Genomic DNA, 20,464 nt, shown 5'->3' on the forward strand with positions numbered 1-20,464 from the left:
GATGTTCAGGCGGGTTTCAGTTCCCTCGCCACGGCGCGCCAGCCGATATCGCGCCGGCAGAAGCCTTCCGGCCAGTCGATCCGGTCCACTTCCGCATAGGCCCGGTCCCGCGCCTCGCCGACTGTGCGGCCGAGCGCCGTCACATTCAGCACCCGCCCGCCATTGGCGATCAGCTTGCCGTCACGGCGCAGCGTGCCGGCATGAAACACCATCAGCCTGTCGTCGTCCTGGCCGTCGATCCCGTGGATCTCGCTACCCTTTTCGGGATTGACCGGATAGCCCTTGGCGGCCAGCACTACGGTCAGCGCCACCTCGTCGCTGAACTCCGGTTTCGCGGTCTTCAGCGTGCCGCGCGCCGTCGCTTCCAACAGGTCCAGCGCATCGGATTTGAGCCGCAGCATCAGCACCTGGCACTCCGGGTCGCCGAACCGCACATTGTACTCGATCAGCTTGGGCCCCCTCGGCGTCACCATGATCCCGGCGAACAGCACCCCGGTGAACGGCGTACCGCGCTCCGCCATCCGGCGGATCGAGGGCAGGATGATTTCGTTCTCGACCTGCGCCGTCATCTCCGGCGTCATCACCGGGGCAGGGGAGTAGGCTCCCATGCCGCCGGTGTTGGGGCCGCGGTCGCCGTCCCATACCCGCTTGTGGTCCTGCGCGCTGGGCAGCATCACGACGCTCTCGCCGTCGCAGAGGGCAAAGATCGAGGCTTCCTCGCCTTCGAGAAATTCCTCGATCACCACCGTCGAGCCGGAGTCGCCGAAGGCGCCCGAGAAGCAGTCGCGCACCGCGTCCGCCGCCTCCTGGATGGTCATCGCCACCGTCACACCCTTGCCGGCTGCGAGGCCATCTGCCTTGATCACGATCGGCGCGCCCTGGTCGTGCACATAGGCGAGCGCATCGCTCTCATTGTCGAACCGGCCATAGGCGGCTGTCGGCACCTTGGCTTCGTCGCAGAGCAGCTTGGTGAAGGCCTTCGAACCCTCGAGCTGCGCCGCGGCCTTTGACGGTCCAAAACACAGCAGCCCGGCCGCCCGCACATCGTCGCCCAATCCCGCCACCGCCGGCGCATCGGGCCCGATCACCACGAAATCCACCTGGTTGCCGAGCGCGAAATCGATCACCGCCTGATGGTCGGTGATATCGATCGGCACATTTTCGGCGATCTCACCGGTCCCGCCGTTCCCCGGCATCACGAACAGCTTTTCGCAGCGCGGCGACCGGGCAATCGCCCATGCCAGCGCATGCTCTCGTCCGCCCGACCCGATCACCAGAATGCGCATCAGCCATCAGCTCCGATGTTGCCGTTGATCCTCCCCGCGTTGAGGGAGGGGATGAGGCTGGACGCCTCACCCGAGGGGTGGCCCAGCGTGTGGCGCATGGCCATTTGGCGCCCATCTAGCATCTGCTCGATTGTGCCGCCACCCTTGACGGACTCGTGGCTTTCCCGCACCTCTCACCCATGCCCACACCGCTGACCAACGCCGCCGAGTTCACCGTCTCCGAGATCGCCCAGGCGGTGAAGCGCACGGTCGAAGACGAGTTCGGCCATGTCCGGGTGCGCGGCGAGATTTCCGGCTTCCGCGGCGTCCATTCTTCCGGGCACGCTTACTTCACGCTGAAGGACGAGAACGCCTCGATCGATGCGGTGGTGTGGAAGAGCTCGTGGCCGCGCCTGACCTTCAAGCCCGAGGAAGGCATGGAGATCATCGCCACCGGGCGGCTCACCACCTTCCCGCGCTCGTCCAAGTATCAGATCGTCATCGAGCAGATCGAGCCGGCTGGCGCCGGCGCGCTGATGGCGCTGCTCGAGGATCGGCGCCGGAAGCTTGCCGCCGAGGGGCTATTCGCTTCCGAGCGTAAGCGCGAGTTGCCCTACCTGCCGCGCGTCATCGGCGTCATCACCTCGCCCACCGGTGCAGTGATCCGCGATATCCTGCACCGCATCTCCGACCGCTTCCCCAGCCACGTCGTGGTCTGGCCGGTCCGGGTGCAGGGCGAAACCGCCGCCGCCGAAGTTACCGCCGCCATCAATGGCTTCAACGCTTTCGCGCCCAACGGGGCAATTCCGCGCCCCGACGTGCTGATCGTCGCGCGTGGCGGCGGCTCCATCGAGGATCTCTGGGGCTTCAACGAAGAGATCGTCGTCCGCGCCGTGGCTGCTAGCCGCATTCCGATCATCACCGCGGTCGGCCACGAGACCGACACGACACTGGTCGACTACGCTTCCGATCATCGCGCCCCCACGCCCACCGCCGCCGCCGAGGCCGCCGTCCCGGTGCGGGCCGACCTTATCGGCTATGTCGACGAAATCGGCGGCCGTCAGCGCCACGCCATGCGGCGCACCGCCTCGAACTATCGCGACCGCCTGCGCGCCGCCTCCGCCGGGCTGCCGCGTCCCCTCGATCTCGTCGCCTCGGCCCGCCAGCGCCTCGATCATGCCGCCTCCAACCTTGCGGCTGCCCTGCGCCATGCCGAGCAGAAGAAGCGCATCGAGTTCGGCCGCTCGGCCAACAAGCTGACGCCGAACCTGCTCTCCCGCCGTACCACCGAACTCACGACCCGTCTCGACAATCTCCGCCGTCGCGCCGATACCGCCGCCTCGCGCACCACCGAGCGGAAACGCGGCCTGTTCGTCGCTGCGGCGGGCCGCCTCTCACCCAAAGCGCTCAACAATGAGATCCGGCATCTGCGCAGCCGCCTCGATCCGCTCGCCGCCGCCCTCCATCCGGCTGTTGCCCGTTTCGTCGATCAGCGCCGCCGCAACCTCGACCTCGCGGCCCGGTTGCTCGAGGCAGCGGACTACCGCTCGATCCTGCAACGTGGCTTCTCGGTGGTTACCGATGCCGAGGGGCACATCGTCAAGCACACCGCCGAGGTGAAGCCGGGCGATGCCGTGCACATCCAGGTGTCCGACGGCACCATCGGCGCCACCGTCGGCAGCGGCCTGGTCGCCCGCAAGAAGGTGCGTCCGCCGCGCGACGAAGAGGGTCAGGAAAGCCTGTTCTGAGAACCGGAGCCTGTCCTGCGGATCATGCCTGTTCGAGAACCCATGGTCTGTTCTGAAAATCGCCACGAAACCCGTTCAGCTCTTGCCATTGCGCGGTTCGGGATCAGCCGGTTTCCAAGTCAGCTGATCTGACCTATATCTGGTGGTGCCATGAACATTTTCGACAAGAGCTTCAGCCCCTCCGAGGCGCAGGTCCGTTACCTCGATGCCGACTATGTCGTGCTGCGGCCAGGCAGTTTTGTTCGCTGCGCCATCACCGGCGTGCCGATCGCGCTCGACGAGCTGACCTATTGGAACGTCGACCGGCAGGAGCCGTACGCTAACGCCGACGCCGCGCACGAAGCCTATAAGCGCTACGGCCTCGGCACCCGCTGAACGGCTTCAATAAGCTGCCGGTTCTCCGCTTCGAAAGCGCCGCACCTAGGGTCTGAAGCCGCTGGCGAGTCTCATCCGCAGCGGCACCGCCACGCGTCCCGCCTTGCTCAGGCTGATATCTTCCTGCGGCGCCAGCGCCGCGAATTTTTCGCGCAAAGCCGCATCGTCGTCGATGTGCCCCGGCATTCCGATCAGGATGGCATTCCACCCGGCATAGGCCTCGGGCGGGTTGAGATAGTCGAAATGTCGCGCGTCGCCGCACAGGCAGAGCACCGGAAGCTGCTTTCCGAACAGCGCGTTGAGCTCACCGGCCCGCACCCAGTTGAACGTCCCGATGAAGGTTCGGTCGTCCGCCGGCAACCCACGTTTCAGCAGTTCCGGACGCACCGCCTCCCAGGACAGCAGTGCGTCCGTCGGGTCGCTCCCGCCGAACAGTTGCAGCGTCTGCGCATCGAAACTGCCCCATCGCGCCTGCATCGTGACCACTGTCGCCAGCGCCGCGAGCCCGAGCGCTGTGATCACCGCGACCGCGACAGCGATCCGCCGCGTGATCCGGCCTGCATGGGCAAGCGCTTCACCCAGCAACGGGATCGCGAACAGCCAACCCGGCATCTGCCAGTGGGGCAGCCCGCGGCCGGTCAGCGTCAGCCCGGTGAAGATGAGGATCGGCAGCAGCGCCAGGCAGACCAGCAGCCAGCGCCGTGCGTTGTTGGGGCCGCTGACCAGGCCGCTCACCAGGAACCATCCCAGCGGCACGGCAATCCAAGGCAGCAGGTACACCGCCTGCGACAGCAGCGATTCGATGGGGCCGAACAGCCGCACGTCGCCTCCGCCGCCGACCCGGCCACGACCGGCCTGGAAGGCGAATGACGCCCAGTCGTGCTGGCCATTCCACACCAGCACCGGCACGAAGCAGGCGACGGCGATCCCCGCCGCCAGCCACGGACCCGGCGTCAGCAGCCAGCGCCGCCCCTCGCGCGTCGTAACGAGAAACAGCAGGATGCCCAGCACCAGCAGCACGCCGTGGTATTTCGACAGCAGCGCCAGGCCCGCCAGCAGCCCGGCCAGCGCCCACAGCCCCAGCCGCCGGCCTTCGCCGGGGGCGAGGACGATCTGCGCCACCACCAGTGCGGTTGCCAGCGCCGCAGCGATCAGCGGCCCGTCAGGGAAGATCAGCGCCCCATGCGCCAGCCCGAACACCGGCGCAAGGTTGAAGAGCAGCGTCGACCACAGCGCCGCAACCGGCCCGAACAGTCGGGCGCCCAGCGCGTAGATCAGCCACGATGACAGCGCCCCCAATGCGATGAACGGCAGGCGCAGCAGCAGCAGATCTTCACTGCCCCAGAGCTTCGCCCAGCCTCCGACCAACCACAGATGCAGTGGCGGATGGTCGAAATAGCTCAGCGAAAACTGCCGTGCGATGCCAATGCTATAGGCCTCGTCCACTCCTACCGGGAGCACGGCGGCGAGCCCGATCCGGGCGATCGTCGCCAGCGCGACGACGGCCAGCGCCCAATGCGCCGCGGACGGCGCTTTGATTTCGCCGGCGGACTCGCTGTGGGGAAAGGCAGGCGATTGCATGGACGGTTGGGTCCTCGACCTGCCGCTTACGTCTATCGCGGTGTGGCTAACGATTGTCTGCCCGCAAGTCAAATTACCGTGCGGTAAGGAAAGCTAACGCGCGTCAAAGCCCTGGGGAAATACTGTCTATCGCGTAGTTCTGCACAACCCGCCGCCGCTGCCACCTCTGGGTCACGCTGCCTCGCCCGCGCCGAAAACCATTCCGAAGCGGGCTGATCCGTGGTTAGGGTGCGCCGCTTCGCGTTACTCCCCGAGTCCCATGGCCGCCGAAACCAACATCCCATTCGAGACGCCCGTCCGGACGGGTTTGGTGGGCGCCGAGGTTTTCGCATTGGTGGTGGTGCTGGCGAGCTTTGTCGCCAAGGCCTACGTGGCGTTGAGCGTCGGTCTCGACGGCGACGAGGCGTACTACGCCCTGTGGTCGGCCTATCTGTCGCCGGGTTACCTCGATCATCCACCCGCCGTCGCGCTGATGACGGCGCTCGGCCGGCTCATTGGGGGCGATACGCTGCTTGGCGTGCGCCTGCTGCCATTGCTGGCCGGCATCGCGGTGCTGGCGGCGCTCTATCGCACCGGTCGACTGCTCGTTCCGGGTCGCAGCGCCGCCGCGCTGGCCGTGGCCTGGTATTGCCTCAGTCTGCAGGGCGCCGTGAACTTCGTCGCCACCCCGGATGCTCCATCGACGCTGTTCTGGACCTTGTCGCTATGGGCCGCGGCCGAAGCCGTGACGCGCTCCCGGCCGAACTGGTGGTTGGCCGTCGGCCTGCTTGCCGGGGCCGGCCTTGCCTCCAAATACACCAACGCCTGGTTCGGCATCGGGCTTGTGCTGTTCCTCATCGGCACGGCCGATGGCCGTCGCCAGTTCGGCCGCTGGCAGCTCTGGGCCGGCGGCCTGCTCGCGCTGCTCGTCTTTGCTCCGGTGCTGTGGTGGAACTACCAGCACGACTGGCAGTCCTTCCTGTTCCAGGGCGCGCGCGTCGTCTCGTTCGAGGAGGCATTCGGGCGGCTGGTGAGCGAGTTCGTCATCAGCCAGGCCGCGGCGATGGGACCGGTCCTGCTGCTTTGCGCTCTGCTTGCGATGGGTGGTTTCTTCCTCGGCTACGGCAGGCGCGCCGGCGCCAGGCTGGCGCTGCCGGTGCTGACGACGCTGCCGCTCCTCGCCTATTTCCTCGTTCACGCTTTGCACGCCCGCGTCGAGGTCAACTGGCTGCAGCCGGTCGCGCCAGTGCTGGCCCTGCTCGGCGCAGCCTTCGTCTGCCTGTTGCCGGCGCGTCCCTTCGGACGCTGGATCGTGGCGGTCGGCAGCGCGCTGCTGCTGGTTTTTGGTTTGGCGCTGATCGGCTTTGCTTACGTGCAGGCGGTCTACCATCCGCTGGATCTGGGCTATGCCGACCGCACCCGCATGCTGCGCGGCTGGGACAAGCTGGCCGCCGAGATACGCCAGCTGGCCGAGGAGACTGGGGCCCAGGTGATCTGGACCGAGGGCAATTACCGCCTCACCGGCGAATTGTTCTTTTATGGCCGCGCCGCAGGAGACAGTCGGCCGGTCCGCGACATCGCTCCTCACCCGCGTTACGACTTCCTGCCGCCCGAAGCCCGCTACCCCACATCGTCGCCCGCCTTGCTGGTGGAAAGCGTGAGGTCCCCGGCGGCGGCCGAAGCGCTGCCGCCGCGTGCGGAGTTCTCGAACACGCGCCTCGTCACCGTGCTGAAGCGCGATGAAGGGGCAGGGCGGGGCGAAGAGTATTACGCCGTGCTTGCCGTCTCCGGCGCCACCGGCGCGTTGCCCCGGGCCGACTGAGCCGGCTCCATCGCCGCCGCCGGGACCCGGACGAAGCCGAGGATCACCATCGTCATGAACGCATATTGCACGGTGTGGAACTCGAAGCCGATCATGATGATGGTCAGCTGGAACACCGCGTAACCGACGCAAAGCGTCACCGCCAGGTAGAGGCGCGGCACGAACAGCTCGTCACGGGGTGTCCGGAACACTGCGATCACCGGGGCCACCGACAGGATCAGGAAACTGATGATTCCGGGAATTCCGGCGCCGACGGCAAAGCTCAGCAGGCCGTTGTGCAACTGCCGGAAGGTCAGCATGCGCTCTACCTCGCCGCTCGGGACGTAGGGCAGGATCGCCGGCACCATGTCGATCCAGCCATAGCCGAACAAGGGCGCACGCAGGAACGCCTGGTAGCCGCCCCACAGCATGGTCAGCCGCTCCTGGGTCGATTGATCGACAGCACCGCCGGCAATCACGTCCTGCGTCACCGAGAAACCATCCAGCGCGCGGGTCAACCCGGCCTTTGCGGCGACAAACAGCAGGATGGCGGAGAGCACCACCACCGCCCCCGCCACCAGCAGCGTCACGCCGCGATGCCGTGCCGGAGCCTTGGCCAGGGCAAAGGCCAGCGCCACGAAACCCAGCACCGGCGCTGCAATCAGCGCGCCGCGTGTGCCGCTCAACAGAGCGACCAGGATGCCGAACACGGGCCCGAGCAGGTACAGCCAGCGTCCACGTTGCTTGCTGCGGGCGAACAGCCCCACCAACGCTGTGAAGCCCAGCAGCATCGCCGTGTCGGCAAAATGGAACGTGCTCATCAGCGGTTGCCCCGCACGGTCGTAACCGAGCAGCCCGACCTGCACCGCACCCACGATGACTGCGATACCGGCGCCAGCCAGTGACAACCGGCCGATCAGCAATGCGCTGTCGACCTGCGCGTATTTTTCAAGCTGCCAACGCAGCGGCACTGCCAGCAACAATGGAGCAAAGTTGAACGCGTACAGCAGGTCCCCCGCATCTTCCGACGTGAACAGGAACGCAACCGCCGGCAGTGCTGCCGCAGTGACGAACATCACGTCGATCGGGTTGCGGCTGCGCGACCGGAACGCCGCGATCACCGATGGCGAGATCAGTACGAAGATCGCCAACAGCAGCAGGAAATAGGTGGTGAGCCTCCCGACGATGCAGGGCAGGGCGAACAAAAACACGATCGTCGCCAGACAGGCCCAGCGGATGTAGCTTGGCGAGCCGCTCTTGACCGCCGCGATCATCGACCGGAGCCTCGGCCCTTGGCGATGGCGTCGAGCGCCACGAGGTCCGCCACCAGCCCGTCGATTTCACTCAACGGGATCATGTTGGCGCCGTCGGACGGCGCGTTGTCGGGGTCTTCGTGCGTCTCGATGAACACCCCGGCAACACCAACGGCTACGGCCGCCCGCGCCAATACCGGCGCGTATTGCCGTTCGCCGCCCGATGATTCGCCGCGCCCGCCCGGTTGCTGTACCGAGTGCGTGGCGTCGAAAATGACCGGCTTGCCGGTCGCGGCCATGATCGGCAGGCCGCGCATGTCGACCACCAGCGTATTGTAGCCGAAGCTCGTGCCGCGCTCGGTCAGCAGCACCCCGGAGGCGCCGGCGCTGTCGAGCTTCTGGGCCACGTTCTTCATGTCCCAGGGCGCGAGGAACTGCCCCTTCTTGACGTTGACCACGCGGCCGGTTTCGGCAGCCGCCACCAGCAGGTCTGTCTGCCGGCTGAGAAAGGCCGGGATCTGCAGGATGTCGACGACTTCCGCCACGGCAGCGCATTGCTCGCGCTCGTGCACGTCGGTGGTGACGGCCAGGCCGGTTTCAGCCTTGACCGCCTCGAAGATGCGCAATGCCTCGTCGATGCCGATCCCGCGGAAGCTCTTGGCGCTGGTGCGGTTGGCCTTGTCGAACGACGATTTGTAGATCAGCGGAATGCCGCGGCGCTCGCCCAGTTCGGCAAGAAAGCGCGCGGTCTTCAATGCGTGATCGCGGCTTTCGATCACGCACGGGCCGAGAATGAAGGCGAGCGGGAGATCAGTACCAAACCCGACGCGCCGCCCGTTCGGCGCATCGACAAAAACCTGCTGCATCAAAACAAACCTATATCGCCGGGCGTTTCGCCCGGTCGTATGTCCCACCCAACTAGTCGGAAATCGGCCCCGCTGCCGATCTCCAACACACCATAACTTCCTGTACGGAATTTGACGCCGGCACGGTTTTCCCCAGGCTTTAGGCCCATCGCCGCAAGGGCGAACCGCGCTGCTCCATTACTGGTCACCAGCAGGATCGTTCCGCCGGGCAACTCCTCCGCCGCCCGCTCCACGAACTCCCGCCATGCCGAAAGGCGCCATTGCGCCCCAACCTCCCAGCCTTCTGGCGCTACCCAGTGTGTCTCCCACAGCGTGATGGCGTCGTTACCGATCCGGTCGATAACGGCTGCTTCCGGTTGGCCTTCATCCGGCCCGTGGTCGATCTCGGTGAGGAATGCCGCAGTTTCGATCGGCTGCCCCGCTGCGATAGCTTCGGCCGTCGTCCGTGTTCGCTGCAGCGCGCCGCTCAGCACCCGATCAAACACGATACCGTTCGCCGCAAAATGGCGGGCCAGCGCCTCGGCCTGCGCCACCCCGGCCGCGGTCAGCGGCAGGTCGGTGCGGGCGCCGATTCGACGCGGCGGCTCACCGGCCTCGAAGGTGTTGCCATGCCGGACAATCACCAGCCGGGTCATGCGCGCCAGTCGACGAACGGATCGCCGAGCTCCCCGATCAGCCGCTCCGCCCGCTCCACGTCGGCTGGGCTGTCGACGCCGCTCATGGTGATCCGCCCCGACTTGACGATCACCGCGCGGATATCGAGCCCGAGCTCGATCAGCCGCAACTGCTCCAGCCCCTCGAGCTGCTCATACTCGGATTGCGGCGCCGCCTCGAAGGCCTCGAGCGCCGGCGTCCGGTAGCAATAGAGCCCGATATGCTGCAGCACCGGCGACAATGGTCCGGCGGCACGCAGCTCGGCTGATTTCCGCATGAACGGCAGCACCGTCTTCGAGAACCACACCGCCCGGCCGGCGCCATCGCGGATGCAGGTCGTGCCGCTCGCCGGTGTCGTCTGCTTATGTTCGATCAGCGCGTCGAGCCGCGCCCAATCCAGTTGCACCACCGGCGTCGTCACGTCGGCCGTGGAACCCCGCGCCGCCTCGACGATCTCGACGATGTGCTCGGGCGCGGTGAACGGCGCATCGCCCTGCAGGTTCACCACCAGCCCGGCCGAGCGCCCGGTCGCCTTGAGCGCCGCCAGCGCCCGTCCGGAGCCGGAGCTGATTGTGCTCGCCGTCATCACCGCCGCGAGCCCGAGGCCGTGCGCTGCGGCCAGGATGCGCTCGTCATCGGTCGCCACCAGCACTTCGGCGTCGCCGAGCTGCCGCGCCGCGGCGATCGCGATCGCCGCCACCCGCTCCAGCAGCATGCGTCCGGCAATGGGGTGCAGCGGCTTGCCGGGCAGCCGGGTCGAACCATAACGGGCCGGAATGACGATGAGGTCGCTCACCTCAGACGAGGCCGACGCGCAGGCAATCGTGCACATGCACGATGCCGACCGGCCGCTGGCCGTCCATGGCAAAGATCGCGGTGATCCGCGGCGTCAGGGTGGTCATCTGCCGCAGTGCTTCGCTGAGCAAGGCGTCGGCGCCGATGGTGCGCGGCCCGACTGTCATCACCGCTGCCGCCGTTTGCTGCAGCAGCCCATCGGCCATATGCCGGCGCAGGTCGCCATCGGTGATTATGCCGAGCAGGTCGCCCGCTTCGTCCACCACGCCGGTGCAGCCAAAGCCCTTCGACGTCATCTCGAGGATCGCCGCCGCGACGCTCGCTTCAGCGCCGACCAGCGGCAGCTTGTCATCCCGGTGCATCACCTCACCGACGGTCAGCAGCGCACTGCCGAGCGTGCCGCCGGGGTGGAAGACATGGAAATCGGCGGCCTGGAAGCCGCGCCGCCGGAGCAGCACCACGGCCAGCGCATCGCCCAGCGCCGCCATCATCGTCGTCGACGTGGTCGGCGCCGCGGTGATCTCGCACGCCTCGCGCGCATCGGGCAGCGTCACCACGATGTTGGCCGCCCGTCCCAGCCGCGAGTCCGGACGCGCCGTGAGCAGCGCCAGCGGAATATCGAAGCGCACGCAGTAGTTGGCGAGATCGGACAGCTCGGCCGTATCGCCGGATTTCGAGAACATCACCACCACATCGGCAGTGGTGATCATGCCGAGGTCGCCGTGGCTGGCGTCGCCGCCATGCACGAACTGCGCCGGCGTACCGGTCGAGGCCAGCGTCGCTGCAACCTTGCGCGCGATATGCGCGCTCTTGCCGACACCCGAAAGAATGACCCGCCCCGGCGCCCGCTGGATCAGCTCCACCAGCGCCACGAAGGCGCCGTCGAGCCCGGCGGCCAGCGCCTCGAGCCCTTCGGTTTCAAGCCGGATCGCGGCGCGCGCCTCATCGAGAGCGAGCTGCTGCAAACGCGCATCGTTGGCGATAGGATAGCGCACGTGAGGACCCGGCCCGCGCCTTGCTAAAGACATGCCGTGGCTTATCAGCAATCGCTTGGACGTCGCAAGGTTGTGCGCCGCAGGCGGAGCGGCTAGTCAGCAGGGCAGGGCAGTTGGAGTAACCCGCGTGACCGAAACCGTGCCGTTTCGCTGGAAAGCCTATGGCGGGCTCGTCACGGCGGCATCCTGGCTGCACTACGCCGTGCTGTCGCGCTTTTCCAACAGCGACGAGGGCGGCGCCGCCTGGTTCGCGAAACGGCTGAACCCCACGCTGCCGCAGCCGGCGGCCGGCAAGCGCATCTGGATTCACGCCGTCTCCGCCGGTGAAACCAAGGTCGCCGAGCTGCTCCGCCAGCGCCTGCTCGAGCAGGATCCCAAACTCTCGGTCGTTCTCTCGGCCACGACCTATTCAGGCTACGCCCGCGTCCGCGCCATCGCCGGCGAGGCCGCGAGCTTCATCATGCCGCTCGATACGCTTGAGGCGCAGCGCCGCATCGTCGAGACCATCCGGCCTGATCTGCTGGTGCTGGTCGAATCCGAGTTCTGGCCCGCCCAGTTTGCCGCCGCCGAGGCCGCCGGCGTCCCGGTGGCGGTGGTCAACGCCACCATGTCGCCCCGCAGCTTCGCCCGTCACCAGCGCAACCCTGCCGTTGCCAACCGCACCATCGCCAAAGCGCAGCACATCTATGCGCAGGACGAGGCTATCGCCGCCCGCTATGCCGAACTCGGCGTGCCACGTGATCGCATCGACGTGCTGGGCAACCTGAAGCTCGTGCCGCTCAACCGCGGCGGCGCGGCGAGCAAAGACGCACCGCCACTCATTGTCTTCGGCAACGTCCATCGCGACGAGGTTGGAGTGCTCGCCCCGGCGATCGCCGAACTGCGCATCAGACGTCCCGAGGCAAGGCTGGTGCTGGTGCCGCGCTATCCCGGCAAGATCCCCGGCGAAGTGCTGAGCACCAGCTTGGGCGCCGACCTCGCCATCGTTGATAATGCGGCCGCCATCACCGGTGCCGGCGGTCTCGTCTGGCTCGATGAGATGGGAACGCTCGGCAAAGTCTATGCCCGCGCCGGTATCGGTGTCGTCTGCGGCACTTTCGCGCCGATCGGCGGCCACGACCTCAGCGAACCCCTGCATCTGGGCGCCGCCAGCCTTTACGGCCCGCATATCGAGCGGCAGCAGCCGCTGCACGAAGCGCTGTCGGCGATCGGCTGTGCGGTACAGGTCAGTGCGGCGGAGCTCCCGCAGGCGGTGCTGGATCTGCTCGATGACGAGGCGCACCGCCGACGAATGATCGACGCCTTCCGCAGCGTAGCGGAGCAGGCAGCCGGGCGGCTCGACGCCCTGGCGGCGAGCCTCATTGCGCAGGTCGCGAAGCCGGCGAGGGTTGACCCCCACCCTTGATCCTCCCCCTAAGAGGGGCAGGAGACGATCGCCTAGATGTCAGTGTGAGGGTTCTCCCTCTCCCTTGCGGGGAGGGGACAGGGGTGGAGGCGGAGGCCTTACGCTTACTCGTCGTCTTCCGGGTTCAGCAGGCGGTGCAGGTGCACCACGAAATAGCGCATCTCGGCATTGTCCACCGTCAGCTGCGCCTTCTGCTTCCACACCGCGTGTGCCGCAGCATAGTTCGGATAGACCCCGACGAGGTCGACCGCATCCAGGTCCTTGAAGACGATGTCTTCGCCCTTTTCCACTTCGCCACCGATGACGAGGTGCAAGAGCTGCTGCTTGGGCTCGGGTTTCTTGGTCTTGCTCACGGCTTCAGATGCTCCAGATCGACTTCCTGTGGCTGCGGGCAGCCATAGACCTTGACCAGCGCCGCATGTAACGGCGCTTTTAGCGAAGGCTCTGCCAGCGCCGCAAGCGCCCCATGCCGGGTTTCCGGGCGATTGAAGCGCAAGGCACCTATGCAAACATCCTCGAAACCGACCCCGGCCTCGCTGAGAATGCACGCCGCGCCCGCCACGTCCCAGTCCTGCGCGCCGCGCCGCACCACCACGGCGTCGAGCTTGCCCGAAGCGACCAGCGCCAGCCGATAGGCCAGCGAGGGGTAAAACGGCCCGCGCGTATACTCGAGGCCCGCTGCCTGCAGCTCCTGGTGCACCGCGCCCGGCGCCGGGATCAGCGGCGCCGTCCGGCCGGGGTGGCGCTGCCGCACCAGCGGCTTGCCGTTGAGCCGGGCGCCATCGCCGACCGCCGCGTCATACATCTCGTCGCGCACCGGTGCGTAGACCACGCCGGCAATCGCCACGCCGTCCTCGACCACTGCCAGCGACACCGTCCAGCTGTCCTCGCCGCGGATGAAGCCGCGCGTGCCATCGATCGGGTCGACCACGAACACCCGGCGGTGGCTTAGCCGTTCGGGGTTGTCGACGCTCTCTTCGCTCAGCCAGCCATAATCGGGGCGGGCAGTGAGCAGCGCCGAGTTGAGGAACTTGTCGAGGACGATGTCCGCCTCGCTCACCGGCGAGGCGTTCTCCTTGGTCCAGGTTTTCAGGTCTTTGCGGAAATAGCCAGCCGCGATGATCCCCGCAGTGACGGCGGCCGAGCGCAGCAATTCGCGATCGTCGGCAGCAGTAGTCGGGGCGGCGTTGAGCATCAGGTTTCCGGGTTATTTGCTGGCGGTGCTTCTAGGCGCATCCCCCGGCCGGAACAAGACCGCAGATGCTGCGAACGCCCGGTTTGCGCCGGCCTGCGGCGGATACTGAGCCTCACAACGGGCTTGCCCGCAGCCAAGTGGTTAAAGCTAAGCAAGCACACGCACTTAAGACTGCGTTACACCCGGTGACGACCCGCTAACCCTTCGCAAAACAACCTAAACTTAACCCAGTTTCTTAAGCGGGGTGGCAAGGCGGGCGGGTAGATTGGGGGCATCAAAGAGGGCGGCAAAAACAAGCTCTCGAGAGTTGACAGGAAGGCTTATCATGCAGGGTCGTGTTGGGATCGACGGGTCGTCGGTTGTCATGTTGTTCGGTGAGGGCCGTGCCCCGCGGACACGTCCGCTGACTGCCAAATATTTCGGTCCGGCCAACGACAACGGCCCCAAGGATCCGGTGAAAACCGTGACGGTGCGCAAGACGCTCGAAAAGAGCGGCGTCGCCATCAAGATCAAGGTGCCGGTCGACGAGTTCATCGGCGTTGCCGTCTCGACCTCGATCACCGAAGAAGGCGTGCTGTCGAGCGCCATCGAGCTGGTGCACGGCGATCCGGACCTCAACTACCGGGTGTTCGAAGAGATCGGCAATTCCAGCGTTGTCGCCGAGTGGCAGAACTGGGGCAAGAAGCTCCGCCTGCCACTGTTCATCAAGGCCGGCGACGGCAACCTCCTCCCCTATTCGCAGCAGGTCGATGGTGTCGCCCTCGGGTTGAAGCATGACCGCCGCCGCCTCGCCGCCGACGCCGAGCGGCGTCCGCGCTTCCTCAACCGCCGCAAACCGGGCGAAGCCTCCTGATGCAACCTTTTGCGGCGATGAGCCGTTCTTAGGAAGACAAGCCGACAGCGATCCCATGCACGTTTGAACTGTCGGAAAGACTCGTAGCGACCTCCAAAACTTTAGCTCGAGCCGGGGTCGGTCCAGAAATGGATCGGCCCCGCTTCCTATCCTCCCCCGCGTGGCGCGGTCACGGATGAGCGCCATAGGCGCTCACCGTTGGGGGACCGGCGAAGCTGGTGGAGGGGGCGGCCCAGTACTCGGTTGCGCAGCTAAACCACCAGATCGAACAGCAGTGCCGCGGTGAACGCCAGCCCGACCCAGTGATTGGCCCGGAACCGCACCAGCGCATTGGCTGGGTTGTGCGGCTCGAGTGTACGGACCTGCCAGCCGAGGATGCCGATCACCGAGAGCATACCGACGAGGAACGGCCAGCCCGCTCCCACCAGCAGGCCCGCCGCCACCCACAGCACCACCGTCGCCGCATAGAACAGCGCCACCAGCAGGCGCGCCCGCCGTCCGAACAGCCGGGCGGTGGATTTCACCCCGACCAGCGCATCGTCCTCGATGTCCTGCAGCGCGTAGATGGTGTCATAGCCGATGGTCCACAGGATCCCGCCGACATAGAGCAGCAGCGGGGGCAGGGCGAGCGAGCCGGTCTGCGACGTCCAGCCGACCAGCGCTCCCCAGTTGAACGCCAGCCCGAGGAACAGTTGCGGCCACCAGGTGACCCGCTTCATGAACGGGTAGATCGCCACCAGCACCAGCGAGGCCACGCCCAGCATCACCGTGGTCGCATTGAATTGCAGCAGTACCACGAGGCCAACCAGCGCCTGCAGCACCAGGAACAGCGCTGCCTGGCGCTTGGTCACCTGGCCGGAGGGAATTGGCCGCGAACGGGTGCGGGCCACCTTCATGTCGATATCGGTGTCGACGATGTCGTTGAACGTACAGCCCGCCCCGCGCATCGCCACCGAGCCGATATAGAACAGGATGAGCGCCCACCAGTCGAAGCCGCGCTCCGGCTCGGCCAGCGCCGCCAGCGCCAGCGCGAAGCCGCACGGCCAGAACAGCAGCAGCAACGGCAGCGGCCGGTCCCAGCGCGCCAGCCGCCCATAGGGCTTCAGCCACTCCGGTGCGTAGCGGTCGAGCCAGTTGCCGCGGCTGGCGTCCGCTACCGTACCTGTTGCTTTTTCAGGGGTTTGCATCGTCGGTCTTGTATGCCTTGATGGCCGTCGGCCACTTCCTTTGTCACGCGTACCACGATGCCCAGATCGCACAAGACCCTCCCACGCCTCTATATCGAGGCGCCGCTCGCCGCTGGCGCGATGCTCGAGCTCGGCCGCGATCACACCAATTACCTGGTGAGCGTGCTGCGCATGAAAGCTGCCGATGCGCTGGTGGTGTTCAACGGCAAGGACGGCGCCTGGCTGGCGAAAATCGCCGACGATCATCGCAAGGGCGCCACCCTCGAGCTGGTGGTGCAGACCCAGCACCAGACCTCGAAATCCGACCTCTGGTTCGGCTTTGCGCCGCTGAAGACCGGCCGCCTCGACTACCTGGTGCAGAAGGCCACCGAGATGGGTGCCGGCGCCATCCAGCCGGTGATCACCCGCTACACCCAGGTGTCGCGCCTCAAGGCCGACAAGCTCCAGGCCAACATCATCGAGGCGGCCGAGCAGTGTGAAGTGCTCAGCGTGCCGACGCTTGCCGAGGAAATCGGGCTCGCCGATCTTATTGCCCACTGGCAGCGTGACCACGGTCTCCGCCGCCTGATCTTCGCCGATGAGAGCGCCCCGAGCCACGCCCCCAATACCCAGCTGCTGGACCTCGAGGGCCTGCCCGTCGGCATCCTGGTCGGACCAGAAGGCGGCTTCTCCGACGACGAGCGGATGCTGCTCCTCGCGCAATCCTTCGTCATTCCGATCAGCCTTGGCCCGCGCATTCTGCGCGCCGATACCGCAGCCGTGGCTGCCCTGGCGGTGGTTCAGTCAACCATCGGCGATTGGCGATAAAGCCCATTGCATTCGGAGCGCGGCTCAGTATTGTCCGCCGCGCCCGGCCAGGAGCCCGGTAGTTCTGCCTCACTGGAGTGCCTATGTCCGGCGAAGAAAACGCACCGCTGATTGAATCGCGGGCTGACCTGCTTGAGGTCATGGCCGTCGGCGGCAAGCCGAAATCCGAGTGGCGCGTCGGCACCGAGCACGAAAAGCACGTCTACCGCAAAGCTCCGCTCGCCCCGGTTCCCTATGCCGGCGATGATGGTGTGCACGCTCTGCTCCAGGGCATCGAGGCCCGCACCGGCTGGCATCCGTTCTTCGATCGCGGCAACCCGATCGGGCTGCGCAATCTCGGCGCTGTCGGCGGCATCTCGCTGGAGCCGGGCGGCCAGTTCGAACTGTCTGGCGCTCCGCACCTTACCATCCACGATGCCGCCGCCGAACTCGATGCGCATCTCGAGGATTGCCGTGTCATCGGCGGCCCGCTCAACATCCATTTCCTCGGCCTCGGCGTCACCCCGCTCTGGTCGGTCGCCGAAATCGCCGCCATGCCGAAGTCGCGTTACGGCATCATGACCAAATACATGCAGGAGGTCGGCAGCCTCGGCACCTCGATGATGTATCGCTCGGCCACCGTGCAGGCGAACCTCGATTTTTCCGACGAAGCCGACATGATCAAAAAGCTGCGCGTCTCGGTGGCGCTGCAGCCCATCGTCACGGCGCTGTTTGCCAACTCGCCCTTCGTCGATGGCAAGCCCTCGGGCTACCTGAGCTTCCGCTCGCACATCTGGCTCAACACCGATCGCGCCCGCACCGGCATGCTGCCCTTCGCCTTCGAGGATGGCTTCGGCTTCGACCGCTACGCCGAATACGCGCTCGACGTGCCGATGTATTTCGTCATCCGCAAGGGCGAGTACATCAATGTTGCCGGTGAAAGTTTCCGCGCCTTCATGCAGGGCAAGCTCCCGCAGCTGCCGGGCGTCCGGCCGACGGTGAAGGATTGGGAGAACCACCTCTCGACCCTGTTCCCCGAGGTCCGCCTCAAGCAGTTCCTCGAGCAGCGCGGCGCCGATATGGGCGATCGCGGCCACGTGCTGGCGCTCGCCGCCATCTGGACTGGCCTCCTCTACGACAGCGAGTCGCTTGATGCCGCCTGGGACCTGGTCAGCGATTGGACCGAAGCCGAGCGCCAGACGTTGCGCAACGAAGTGCCGCGCACCGCCATCCACACCCCGTTCCGCGGTGGCACTGTCGCCGATATCGCCCGCCTCGTCGTCGATCTTGCCGGCGACGGCCTGCGCCGCCGCAAGCACCTCGCCGCCGGCAAGGACGAGACCAGCTTCCTCGATCCGCTCCATGAGACCCTCGATCTCGGCAAGACCCAGGCCGAGCGCTGGCTCGACAAATACCATGGCGAGTGGGCCGGCGACCTGACGCGGATTTTCGACGAAGCCGAGATCTAGGCTTTCTTCATCCTCCCCGCGTGGCGGGGGAGGGGCGGCCGAGCCACTGTGGCTCCCCGCGCCCCCCTCTCTTGCAAAATCTGAGGCTTAGCCAAACGGCTAAACCTAAGATTTTGCTTTCTCCCCCGCCAAGGGGGAGATGATCGGTGGCCTCCATAAGCATCGAAGCATCAGTCGGGACTCTCCCCCTTGGCGGGGGAGAAAGCGAAAACTTGGGCTTAGCGCAGCTAAGTCCTTAGTTTTCGCCAGAGAGGGGGTCGCGCGGAGCCACCGGGTTTGCAGCATCCCTCATCCGGCGCTTCCTATATGCGATTGCCGTCCCCACGGGGACTAGGGGTGGGCGTGGCCACACGCTCGATCCCTCGTGACCGATCGCAAAGAATCATTTGCAAACATTCCTTTGCGATCATAACATTCGGGCATGAAAGCCCCGACCCGCGAGATCACCCGCATCGTCCCCGATGCGACTGCCCTCAAGGCCCTGACGCACCCGGTCCGATTGCGCATGCTCGGCATGCTGCGGATCGACGGCCCGGCGACAGCCACCGGGCTGGCCGAGCGCCTCGGTCTCAACTCCGGCGCCACCAGCTATCACCTGCGCCAGCTGGCCCAGCACGGCTTTATCGAGGAAGCCGCCGAACAACCCTCGCGCCGCGATCGCTGGTGGCAGGCCCGCCATGAGTCGACCTCGTTCTTCGAGCCGGGCGGGACCCAGGAGCAGTTCGATACCAGCGTTGCCTTCGCGCAGGCCGCGCTCTCGGAGCAGGTGAACCTGATGCAGCGGGCCCAGGACGAGTTCGTCCAGCTGCCGCCCGACTGGCAGGCCACCACCCAGATCAGCGACTTCACCATCGCCATGACCACCGAGCAGGCCAACGTGCTGAAGGGCAAGTTGCTGGAACTGCTGTGGCAGGCGATGCGCGAGGCCCCGGGTCTCGGGAGCAAGCCGCCGCCGGGTATGGAGCTCTACACCGTGATGCTGCACGCCTTCCCGTATCCCGGGCGGCTCACCGGCGGGCAGGGGGCAAATAAATGAACCGTCGCCCCTTCCTCGCCTTTGCCCTCGCCGAGACCCTGTCGATCTCGGGGACGCGGCTTTCCACCATCGCCATCCCCTGGCTGGTGCTGACCACCACCGGCAGCCCGGTGCTGACCGGTTTCGTCGCCATGGCCGAGATGCTGCCTTATGTCGTCGCCAAGGCGCTGTCCGGTCCGCTGATCGATCGGGCCGGCCCCAAACGCCTCGCCATCTGGTGCGACCTCGCCTCGGTACTCGTCGTTGGTCTCGTCCCGCTACTGGCCCTCGCCGGTATGTTGAGGTTCGAGCTTCTGCTCCCAATCGTTATCGCCATGGGCATCCTTCGCGGCCCGTCCGACGCCGCGAAAATCTCGATGGTCCCGGATATTGCAAGGCTCGCTGCCGTGCCGCTCGAGCGCGTCACCGGCGTCGCTGGCATCATCGAGCGGCTTGCCTCGACCGTCGGTGCCGCTGTGGCCGGCGGGCTGATCGCCCTGATCGGCCCCGGCATGGCCCTGGCACTGAACGCCGCCACCTTCGCGCTCGCCGCAATAGTGGTCGCCGGCGGCATCCCGGCTATCCGTGCCGAACAGCCCGAAACCCGCGCTCCCTACTTCACCGAACTGCGCGAAGGTTTCGATTTCATCCGCCGCGACGCACTGCTGGTCGGCATCGTGATCATGATCACCGCCACCAACCTGCTCGACGCCGCCTATTCCGCCGTGCTGCTGCCGGTATGGACGCAAAACTCCGGCCACGACGCCGCGCTGCTCGGCCTGCTCTTCGCCGTGATGTCGGCTGCCTCGATTGCCGGTGCCGCCATCGCCACCGCCGCCGGTGAGCGCCTGCCGCGGCTTACTATCTACATCTTGGCTTTCCTCCTGGCCGGTCTGCCGCGCTTCGCCGTGTTCGCCATCGATGCGCCGCTCATTGCCGGTTTCGTTACGCTGGGCGTTGCCGGTTTTGCCTCGGGCTTCATCAACCCGATCCTCAACGCCGTGATCTTCGAGCGCATTCCACCGCCGATGATCGGCCGCGCCAGCGCTCTCGTCGGCGCACTGGCCTGGGCGCTGATCCCCTTCGGTGGTCTGCTGGGCGGTGCTTTGATCGCGCTGATCGGGCTTGGGCCGGCACTGTGGCTCACCGGCTTCGCCTACTTTGCCGCAACGCTGTTGCCGCTCGCCCGGCGCAGCTTCCGCAGTTTCGGAAGCCGGCCGGGCGCGGCACAGTCGGCCTAGT

General features: G+C 66.5%; 19 protein-coding genes. 9 read left to right on the forward strand and 10 right to left on the reverse strand.

Annotated features, from left to right (window positions below; all coding sequences use genetic code 11):
- Window positions 1-5: 5 nt before the first annotated feature.
- Window positions 6-1,286, reverse strand: coding sequence for a phosphoribosylamine--glycine ligase (gene purD, locus ASC68_RS23385; RefSeq protein ID WP_055884903.1), 1,281 nt, complete (start codon window positions 1,284-1,286; stop codon window positions 6-8).
- Between the two features lie 179 nt (window positions 1,287-1,465).
- Here purD and xseA point away from each other — a divergent pair, with 179 nt between their 5' ends.
- Both xseA and ASC68_RS23395 read left to right on the forward strand, forming a co-directional pair.
- Window positions 1,466-3,013, forward strand: a complete 1,548-nt coding sequence (gene xseA / locus ASC68_RS23390) for an exodeoxyribonuclease VII large subunit (RefSeq protein WP_055884905.1) — start codon at window positions 1,466-1,468, stop codon at window positions 3,011-3,013.
- A 150-nt stretch (window positions 3,014-3,163) separates the two neighbouring features.
- Entirely contained in the window at window positions 3,164-3,388 is a 225-nt protein-coding gene (locus tag ASC68_RS23395; protein ID WP_055884909.1) for a DUF2093 domain-containing protein, read from the forward strand.
- Between the two features lie 45 nt (window positions 3,389-3,433).
- On the opposite strand, the gene ASC68_RS23400 is transcribed toward ASC68_RS23395, so the two are convergent.
- Window positions 3,434-4,969 (reverse strand): glycosyltransferase family 39 protein, encoded by a 1,536-nt coding sequence (locus ASC68_RS23400; RefSeq protein ID WP_055884912.1) that lies wholly within the window; start codon window positions 4,967-4,969, stop codon window positions 3,434-3,436.
- Between the two features lie 310 nt (window positions 4,970-5,279).
- Here ASC68_RS23400 and ASC68_RS23405 point away from each other — a divergent pair, with 310 nt between their 5' ends.
- Window positions 5,280-6,770, forward strand: coding sequence for a glycosyltransferase family 39 protein (locus ASC68_RS23405; RefSeq protein WP_197421383.1), 1,491 nt, complete (start codon window positions 5,280-5,282; stop codon window positions 6,768-6,770).
- On the opposite strand, the gene ASC68_RS23410 is transcribed toward ASC68_RS23405, so the two are convergent.
- From ASC68_RS23410 to ASC68_RS23430, 5 genes are read right to left on the reverse strand one after another with little or no spacing between them, the layout of a single operon-like run.
- The gene (locus ASC68_RS23410; protein WP_055884916.1) at window positions 6,716-8,023 is read right to left on the reverse strand and encodes an O-antigen ligase family protein; all 1,308 of its coding nucleotides are present in this window, start codon (window positions 8,021-8,023) and stop codon (window positions 6,716-6,718) included. The genes ASC68_RS23405 and ASC68_RS23410 overlap by 55 nt on opposite strands.
- The gene (kdsA, locus tag ASC68_RS23415) at window positions 8,020-8,868 is read right to left on the reverse strand and encodes a 3-deoxy-8-phosphooctulonate synthase (RefSeq protein WP_055884919.1); all 849 of its coding nucleotides are present in this window, start codon (window positions 8,866-8,868) and stop codon (window positions 8,020-8,022) included. Before kdsA ends, ASC68_RS23410 begins: the two co-directional genes overlap by 4 nt.
- Window positions 8,868-9,503 carry a histidine phosphatase family protein gene (locus ASC68_RS23420; protein ID WP_055884921.1) on the reverse strand — a complete coding sequence of 212 codons (636 nt, stop codon included), beginning with the start codon at window positions 9,501-9,503 and terminating at the stop codon, window positions 8,868-8,870. The genes kdsA and ASC68_RS23420 overlap by 1 nt, the downstream gene beginning before the upstream one ends.
- Complete coding sequence (kdsB, locus tag ASC68_RS23425; protein WP_197421384.1) at window positions 9,500-10,318, reverse strand: 3-deoxy-manno-octulosonate cytidylyltransferase; 819 nt, start codon at window positions 10,316-10,318, stop codon at window positions 9,500-9,502. The genes ASC68_RS23420 and kdsB overlap by 4 nt, the downstream gene beginning before the upstream one ends.
- A 1-nt stretch (window position 10,319) precedes the next feature.
- Window positions 10,320-11,282, reverse strand: coding sequence for a KpsF/GutQ family sugar-phosphate isomerase (locus ASC68_RS23430; RefSeq protein ID WP_055886152.1), 963 nt, complete (start codon window positions 11,280-11,282; stop codon window positions 10,320-10,322).
- A 157-nt stretch (window positions 11,283-11,439) separates the two neighbouring features.
- On the opposite strand from ASC68_RS23430, the gene ASC68_RS23435 reads away from it, so the two are divergent.
- Window positions 11,440-12,717, forward strand: coding sequence for a glycosyltransferase N-terminal domain-containing protein (locus ASC68_RS23435; protein ID WP_055884926.1), 1,278 nt, complete (start codon window positions 11,440-11,442; stop codon window positions 12,715-12,717).
- Between the two features lie 104 nt (window positions 12,718-12,821).
- On the opposite strand, the gene ASC68_RS23440 is transcribed toward ASC68_RS23435, so the two are convergent.
- Both ASC68_RS23440 and ASC68_RS23445 read right to left on the reverse strand, forming a co-directional pair.
- The gene (locus ASC68_RS23440) at window positions 12,822-13,070 is read right to left on the reverse strand and encodes a DUF4170 domain-containing protein (RefSeq protein ID WP_055884928.1); all 249 of its coding nucleotides are present in this window, start codon (window positions 13,068-13,070) and stop codon (window positions 12,822-12,824) included.
- The gene (locus ASC68_RS23445) at window positions 13,067-13,912 is read right to left on the reverse strand and encodes a 3'(2'),5'-bisphosphate nucleotidase CysQ (RefSeq protein WP_082528421.1); all 846 of its coding nucleotides are present in this window, start codon (window positions 13,910-13,912) and stop codon (window positions 13,067-13,069) included. The genes ASC68_RS23440 and ASC68_RS23445 overlap by 4 nt, the downstream gene beginning before the upstream one ends.
- Before the next feature lie 325 nt (window positions 13,913-14,237).
- Between ASC68_RS23445 and ASC68_RS23450 the strand changes: the two genes are divergently transcribed.
- Window positions 14,238-14,765, forward strand: coding sequence for a DUF6101 family protein (locus ASC68_RS23450; RefSeq protein WP_055884930.1), 528 nt, complete (start codon window positions 14,238-14,240; stop codon window positions 14,763-14,765).
- Window positions 14,766-15,016: 251 nt separating this feature from the next.
- Here the strand turns inward: ASC68_RS23450 and ubiA are convergent, their stop codons facing one another.
- Entirely contained in the window at window positions 15,017-15,952 is a 936-nt protein-coding gene (ubiA, locus tag ASC68_RS23455) for a 4-hydroxybenzoate octaprenyltransferase (protein ID WP_055884934.1), read from the reverse strand.
- Window positions 15,953-16,009: 57 nt separating this feature from the next.
- Between ubiA and ASC68_RS23460 the strand changes: the two genes are divergently transcribed.
- From ASC68_RS23460 to ASC68_RS23475, 4 genes are all read left to right on the forward strand, one after another.
- The gene (locus tag ASC68_RS23460; protein WP_055884937.1) at window positions 16,010-16,759 is read left to right on the forward strand and encodes a 16S rRNA (uracil(1498)-N(3))-methyltransferase; all 750 of its coding nucleotides are present in this window, start codon (window positions 16,010-16,012) and stop codon (window positions 16,757-16,759) included.
- A gap of 83 nt (window positions 16,760-16,842) precedes the next feature.
- Window positions 16,843-18,207: a glutamate--cysteine ligase gene (locus ASC68_RS23465; protein ID WP_055884939.1), complete on the forward strand. Its 1,365-nt coding sequence runs from the start codon at window positions 16,843-16,845 to the stop codon at window positions 18,205-18,207.
- Window positions 18,208-18,628: 421 nt separating this feature from the next.
- Window positions 18,629-19,243, forward strand: coding sequence for a helix-turn-helix domain-containing protein (locus ASC68_RS23470; protein WP_055884942.1), 615 nt, complete (start codon window positions 18,629-18,631; stop codon window positions 19,241-19,243).
- Complete coding sequence (locus ASC68_RS23475; RefSeq protein ID WP_055884944.1) at window positions 19,240-20,463, forward strand: MFS transporter; 1,224 nt, start codon at window positions 19,240-19,242, stop codon at window positions 20,461-20,463. Before ASC68_RS23470 ends, ASC68_RS23475 begins: the two co-directional genes overlap by 4 nt.
- The last annotated feature ends 1 nt before the right edge of the window (window position 20,464 follow it).

The organism is Devosia sp. Root105 (assembly GCF_001424865.1).
Lineage (GTDB): Bacteria > Pseudomonadota > Alphaproteobacteria > Rhizobiales > Devosiaceae > Devosia_A.